Annotated in this window: 6 protein-coding genes; 3 read left to right on the top strand and 3 right to left on the bottom strand. The window is 64.7% G+C overall.

What is annotated here, in order from left to right; translation table 11 throughout:
- Nucleotides 1–550 precede the first annotated feature (550 nt).
- Nucleotides 551–1468, bottom strand: a complete 918-nt coding sequence (locus tag IEW85_RS12310) for a LysR family transcriptional regulator (protein ID WP_268234681.1) — start codon at nucleotides 1466–1468, stop codon at nucleotides 551–553.
- A 109-nt stretch (nucleotides 1469–1577) separates the two neighbouring features.
- Here IEW85_RS12310 and IEW85_RS12305 point away from each other — a divergent pair, with 109 nt between their 5' ends.
- Nucleotides 1578–2456: an EamA family transporter gene (locus IEW85_RS12305; RefSeq protein ID WP_188686171.1), complete on the top strand. Its 879-nt coding sequence runs from the start codon at nucleotides 1578–1580 to the stop codon at nucleotides 2454–2456.
- A 71-nt stretch (nucleotides 2457–2527) separates the two neighbouring features.
- Here the strand turns inward: IEW85_RS12305 and IEW85_RS12300 are convergent, their stop codons facing one another.
- Nucleotides 2528–3313: an ABC transporter permease gene (locus IEW85_RS12300; RefSeq protein ID WP_188686170.1), complete on the bottom strand. Its 786-nt coding sequence runs from the start codon at nucleotides 3311–3313 to the stop codon at nucleotides 2528–2530.
- A complete protein-coding gene (locus tag IEW85_RS12295) occupies nucleotides 3313–4059 on the bottom strand; it encodes an ABC transporter ATP-binding protein (RefSeq protein ID WP_188686168.1) in 747 nt (248 codons plus the stop codon). The genes IEW85_RS12300 and IEW85_RS12295 overlap by 1 nt, the downstream gene beginning before the upstream one ends.
- A gap of 110 nt (nucleotides 4060–4169) precedes the next feature.
- Between IEW85_RS12295 and IEW85_RS12290 the strand changes: the two genes are divergently transcribed.
- The gene (locus tag IEW85_RS12290; protein WP_188686166.1) at nucleotides 4170–5369 is read left to right on the top strand and encodes a sensor histidine kinase; all 1200 of its coding nucleotides are present in this window, start codon (nucleotides 4170–4172) and stop codon (nucleotides 5367–5369) included.
- Entirely contained in the window at nucleotides 5366–6070 is a 705-nt protein-coding gene (locus IEW85_RS12285; RefSeq protein ID WP_229659005.1) for a response regulator, read from the top strand. The genes IEW85_RS12290 and IEW85_RS12285 overlap by 4 nt, the downstream gene beginning before the upstream one ends.
- Nucleotides 6071–6174: the final 104 nt, after the last annotated feature.

Raw genomic sequence — 6174 nt, 5'->3', positions numbered from 1 at the left:
GGATGATCTGTTCCGGGGTATGGCGTCTTCTCTTGCTTGTCATGGTCACACCAGTTTTCCTGCCCGGAGCACCGGGCGCTAGTGCGACTCTCATAACTCGTGGACCGAAATCAGGGGGTCATGCCAGTGCGGTCACGGTGGCTTCAACATGAGTGGTGCGATGTTCTGCCAAGTGGCTCTGTGTGATGTCGCGGACCCTAGCGTGTCCGAGATTCCGGCTTCGGTGAGAGGCTGAGGCGACTTGCTGCCAGACCATGAGTGTTGTGGGTTCATCGGGGCGCACATAAGCGGTGGTGAATGCGACCACGGCACCTTCAGGGCTGCGGATCACGCGAGTGGTGTCAGCGAAGTCCCGGCACCACAGGCGGTAGTGATAAGGGGAGTTCAGGTCGATCCCTGGGTCTGCTCTATCAGTCTCCACATTGAGGACCCATCGTTCACGGATGGGAGTGCCGGCCTCAGCTGCGTCGTAACGGTCATACTTGGACGCTAAGCACGCTCGATTCGGCAGGCCTGTCGGACAGATAGCAACTTCAACATTGATCAGAGATCAATGGTCTCGCTCTTCCCGCGTCACGTTCTTCACCTGTGAGGAGAGTGCGTCTGCAACAGCGGTGATGGGGGCACCCTGCTCTGCCCCTGCTCGGGTAGTCAGGATCAGCTGGCGGGACGGTACGGGATCACCACCCAATGGCACTGCGATTGCTTCGGAGCTCTGTGTGGGGGCAAAGCGTGAGGTGAGGCTGACTGCTCCTGTCGTCTGGACCAGAGCTGCCACGGTGGACCACTCGCGGGCGTAATGCACTACGGACGGGGTGAAGCCTGCTGACCGGCAGGCAGTGAGTACCTCATCGTGCCCGGCCTGTCCCTGTGCAGGGATGATCCACTGCTCATCAGCAAGGTTCCTCAGGTTGAGCACACCCTCGGAGGCGAGTTCATGTGACGAGGGAAGCAGGGCGTCAATGGGTTCCCTGGTCAACTCGACTTGGGCGAAGCGGGGGTCGCTTCGGTTTGGTACACCCTCCTCCACAACAGCAAGGCAGATGTCTGCCTCTGTGGTGATCAATCGATGGAAATTTTTGGGTGGCTGATCCTCGATGATCTTCAGTTTCAAACCCGGGTGCCGCGTCGCCAGTTTGTCGATCGTCGGGGCAAAAAGCGTCGTGACAGCTGATGGATGAGCGACGACGGTCACCTGTCCTGCCAGTTCATCCGAGACACGGAGCGTCGATCGGGTCTCCTCCCACCTCTGGTGAGCGGCATCGGCATAGTTCACCAGGGCACGGCCCTCTGGTGTGAGTTTCACTCTGCGCCCTTCAGGCTTAAGCAGTTCCACACCGAGTTCGTTGGCAAGCTCTTGGATCTGCCGCGAGACTCCGGAAGGACTGCGATACAGCGCATTGGCGGCCGCAGTGACCGTGCCGACATGTGCGACCATCCGTAGGAGTTCCAACCTGCGATCCAACATGCACTCAAAGTACATGGTTGCTGTGCTTAAGGGGAACTAGACGTCAACGCTTAGCCCTGGTGACGATGGACAGGCCCGTTACCTGAAGTGAGGAAGAGAGGAAGGTGCCATGGGCGAGTTCCTGGGCGTGCTGGCTGCCGTCATGTTCGGCACCTCTCATTTCTTCAACGGAGTGCTGGCCCGGCGGATCCCAGCGATGAGTGTGGCTGTCTATTCGCAAGCCGGTGGAGCCCTATTCTTCCTGGCCTGGGCGCTCAGCATCTTCTGGACTCAGGGGGACCTGGAACCGATGGGTGATCAGGACTTCGGATGGGCTGTGCTCTCAGGCATCGGCTCAGGAATCGGAGTCGCGGCGCTCTATGAAGGGATGCGCAGACACAACATCTCCATCGCTGTTCCAGTCACCAGCATCGTCTCAGTCGCAGTACCTTTCATCCTTTCGACCACCCTGCTGGGCGAGCCCCTGCAGCTGCATACCGCAGCTGCTGGAGTGATGCTGCTGCCGGCGATATGGCTGCTCAGCAGACCCAATAGGCACGGAACGCTCCTTGGCCAGCCCGACCTGCAGGCGCGTCAGAACGTTTTTGCGGCCGTCTACGGGGTTATCGCCGGAGCGGGGTATGCCACTCAGTTGTTCGCGCTCAGTCGGATCACTTCCGCCGTACCGGTGGAGCCCTTGCTGACGGGACAGCTGGTCAGCCTCGTGCCGCTGCTCGCTCTCGCGTGGTTCCGCGCAGCCCCGCTGCGGCTGAGGAAGACAACGCTTCAAGCTGCCACAGTCGGGCTGGTCGCAGCCTTGGCTATGGCCTTCTATCTCTATGCCACTCGGCACGCTCTGCTGGGTCCGGTGATGATCGCCATCGCTCTCTACCCCGCGATACCAGTACTCCTAGCCCTTCTTGTGCTCAAGGAACGCCTCAGCCGATTCCAATCCGCGGGACTGGCCATCGCCGCCGTCGTTGTTCCAGTTGTCAGTCTGGCGAGCTGAGAAGCAGCCATGGTCTTGTTTCCGGCAGTGGCACTGAACCTCACATGCTGCTGATCTCTTCAACCGGATCCTCACTCCCAACGGAACAGCGCACCCGCGACGCCGGCCCCCATCACGGCAGAGCCGCCGAGCACCACCCAGTTTTGGAACTCCACCGCCTCGCCCAGCCAGGCTGACTGGAAGGCCTCCACCGAGGCACCGAAGGGCAGCCAGGATCCTACCGTCTGCAGGACCTCCGGCAGGTTGTCGGCCGGACCGAACATCCCGCCCAGCGCAGCGATGCCGAAGAAGGCGATCAGCCCGATGGCCACCGACGAGTTCGGCGTCGGGGCGATGGAGGCGACGATCATGCCCAGTCCGTACATGGCCGCGCAGCAGGCCAGCAGCACGCCGGCGGCTGTCAGCGGGGCCAGCGGGAGAGCGGCGTCGAAGAAGATCAGCGCCACGGCGAAGGCCAGGCCGATGCCCAGGACCACCTGGATGAAGCTGACCACCATCTGAGCCACCAGCACCATGGCGGGTGAGGCCGGGGTGACCGCCAGGCGTCGCAGCAGCTTGGTCTTGCGGTAGGTGGCCAGGAAGCTGGGCATATTGATCACCGCGATCGTGGCAACCACCATGGAGATCACCACCGGCAGGGCGTAGTAGGAGAAGACGGTGACGCCCTCGGCGATCTCCTGCCCTCTCTCCTCGATGGAGATCCCCTGCATGACCAGGATCAGCAGGGGCAGGCCCAGAGGGACGATGAGCCCCGCATAGTCACGGATCACCATCTTCGCCTCGGCCTGGATCAGCCGCAGCCAGGCGGCGGCGCCGGGGCGCCATGCCGGTCGTCGGATATCAGCGGTCTCACTCATCAGTCGTCCTCCTCGTCATCGTGGATGTCCTTGCCGGTCAGAGCCACGAAGGCGTCCTCCAGAGTGACCGCAGCGGCCTGCTCCTTCAGATGCTCGGGGCTTCCCTGAGCGATGACCCGGCCCTGGTCGATCAGCGCCACACGGCCGCAGAGGCGCTCCACCTCATCCATGGCGTGGCTGACCAGGATCACGGTCTGCTCGGTCAGGGACTCGATCGTGGACCACACCCGACGCCGAGCCTTGGGGTCCAGGCCGGTGGTCAGCTCATCGAGGATCACCACCTCGGGGCGGCCGATCAGGGCCAGAGCGATGGACAGCCGCTGCATCTGACCGCCGGAGAGGTCGTCGAACCGTGTCTTGGCCTTCTCCGTCAGCTCCACCATGGCCAGCGCGGTCTGGGCATCCAGCGGGTCGGGATAGAAGCTCCGGTAGAGCTCCACCAGCTCCCAGCAGCTCAGCGAGCCGTGCAGGTAGGCCTCCTGCAGCTGTACGCCCAGGATCTGGCGGACCTGCGCCCGGTCGGTGAAGGGATCAAGCCCCAGGATGCGCACGGTTCCCTCCGAGGGCCGCCGCAGTCCGGCGATCATCTCCACTGTGGTGGTCTTGCCGGCCCCGTTGGTGCCCAGGATCCCGAAGGTCTCGCCGGCGCGCACCTGCAGGCTGATCCCATCCACCGCTGTCTTCTGTCTGTATCGCTTGACCAGATGCTGAGCATCGATGGCCAGAGGCGCGGTCTGCTGTGTCATGCCTCCAGGCTCCTCCGGCCGCGGGCGGGTGCGCCTGTGCCGGAGGTCATCGCTGCGGCCATGACTTTCGGCACCGGTGCCTGTGCAGAGCCGTTCAGTACGCTGAAGCTATGGAACCCCGCCCTGCCCAGCGCACCGCTGAGGTCAGCCCCGAGATCGCCTCAGAGTCTGCCGCCTCGGCCGAGGGCCCCGCGGCGGCTCACCGCGACCACCGTCGGGGCCTGGAGCTCTCCGGGATCGCAATCCTGGTGCTGTGCCTGGGCGTCGGGCTCCTCATGCTCTTCGCCGCAGACCCCTATGTCCCGCCCTGGCTCTGGGTGCTGCTGCTGGTGGGATGCCTCGGTGGGCTGATCCTCGCCGTCGCCGAACACTTCGGCCGGTGGACGCGGCACCTGCTCTACGCGGTCTCGGTGCTCTGCTCCTGGGCGCTGCTGCTGAGTCTGCCCAACCAGGGGATGATCGTGGTGATCCTGGTGGTGGTCGCCGCGGCCGGCAGCTACCTGCTGCCTATCCGGGCGGTGCTGGGCGTCATCGGGCTCAACTGTGCCGTGGTCATGCTTCACCTGATGTTCCACGGAGTGGAGCCGGCCGAGTATCTGACGGTCACCGCCTTCTACGCGGTGATCCATCTGGCCTCCATGTTCAGCACCTATGCCCTCTACCGGGAATCGCTGCTGCGCGCCGAGCTGGAGGAGAAGAACCTGGATCTGGAGACGGCGGGTGTGCTGCTGGAGGATTCGGCCAAGACCGCTGAGCGCCTGCGCATCTCCCGGGAGCTCCACGACGCGGTCGGTCACCAGCTCACTGTGCTGAACCTGGAGCTGGAGGCCGCCGCACACCGGGTGGAGGAGAGCTCCCAGGGCCGGGCCCATGTGGAGCGGGCTCAGCAGGTGGCCAAGGACCTCCTGGGCGAGGTCCGCGGCACAGTGGGTGAGCTGCGCCGCCGCAGCCCTGGAGATCTGGAGGATCATCTGCGCCGCCTGGCCGCCGCAGTGCCTTCCCTGGAGATCCACGTGGAGGTGGCCGGGGATCTGCCGGAGCTGGACGAGCAGCGGCAGGAGGCCCTGCTGCGCGCGGCCCAGGAGATGATCACCAATGCGGTCCGTCACGCCGAGGCTCAGGAGCTCTCCCTGGAGCTGTTCCAGGAGGAGGGCGAGACCGTGCTGCGCGGCACTGATGACGGCTATCCGCCCAAGAGCATCACCTTCGGCAACGGCCTCTCCGGGCTCCAGGAGCGGGTCCGGCTTCTGGGCGGGGAGCTGGGTGTGCTCACCCGTCCCGCCTTCACCGTGGAGGTGAGGCTGCCATGACGGAACCGGCAGGTGCCGGACCAGCAGAGATGCCCGCCTCCGCCCCGCGCGTGCTCGTCGTCGATGACCAGACCCTGGTCCGCCAGGGGATCCGCACGCTGCTGGAGCTGGGCGGCATCACCGTGGTGGACGAGTCCTCCGACGGTGCGGAGGGGCTCACCGTTCTGCGCGCGGAGAAGCCCGCGCCCGACGTCGTGCTGCTGGATCTGCGGATGCCCCAGTACGACGGGATCTGGCTGCTGCGTCAGCTCCAGGAGGCCGGACCGCCGCTGGAGGCCATCCCCGTGCTGGTGCTGACCACCTTCGACGATGACACGTTGGTCCTGGAGGCGCTGCGCGCCGGAGCGCGGGGCTATCTGCTCAAGGACGTCACTGTGGAGCAGCTTTCCCGGGCCGTGCAGACTCTGGCCGAGGGAGGAACACTCATCGCGCCCTCCATCACCGATCGGCTCCTGCGGGCCATCAAGAGCTCCTCCGAGCCCACCGGCGCCCAGGGGAGAGTGGTGGAGCAGCTCACCCAGCGGGAGATCGAAGTGCTGCGCCTGGTGGCCGAAGGGTATTCCAACCGGCAGATCGCCTCCCTGGCGCATCTGGCCGAGGGCACGGTGAAGAACCACCTCTCCTCGATCCTCACCAAGCTCGGCGCCCGGGACCGCACCAATGCCGTGCTGCGCGCGATCCGGGAGGGCATCCTGGGCTGAGCCCGCTGAGCTGAGCTCTCCCAGACGGAGTTATATCCAGCTTCCTCCCAGGTTTCTCTCAGTAGGCTGGTGCCTGTGAGTGCATGACCGAAGGATGGATGAGG

The organism is Nesterenkonia cremea (genome assembly GCF_014642675.1).
GTDB classification, from domain to species: domain Bacteria; phylum Actinomycetota; class Actinomycetes; order Actinomycetales; family Micrococcaceae; genus Nesterenkonia; species Nesterenkonia cremea.
Note: the sequence above shows the minus strand (reverse complement) of the source record. Positions and strands in the feature narration are given on the sequence as shown.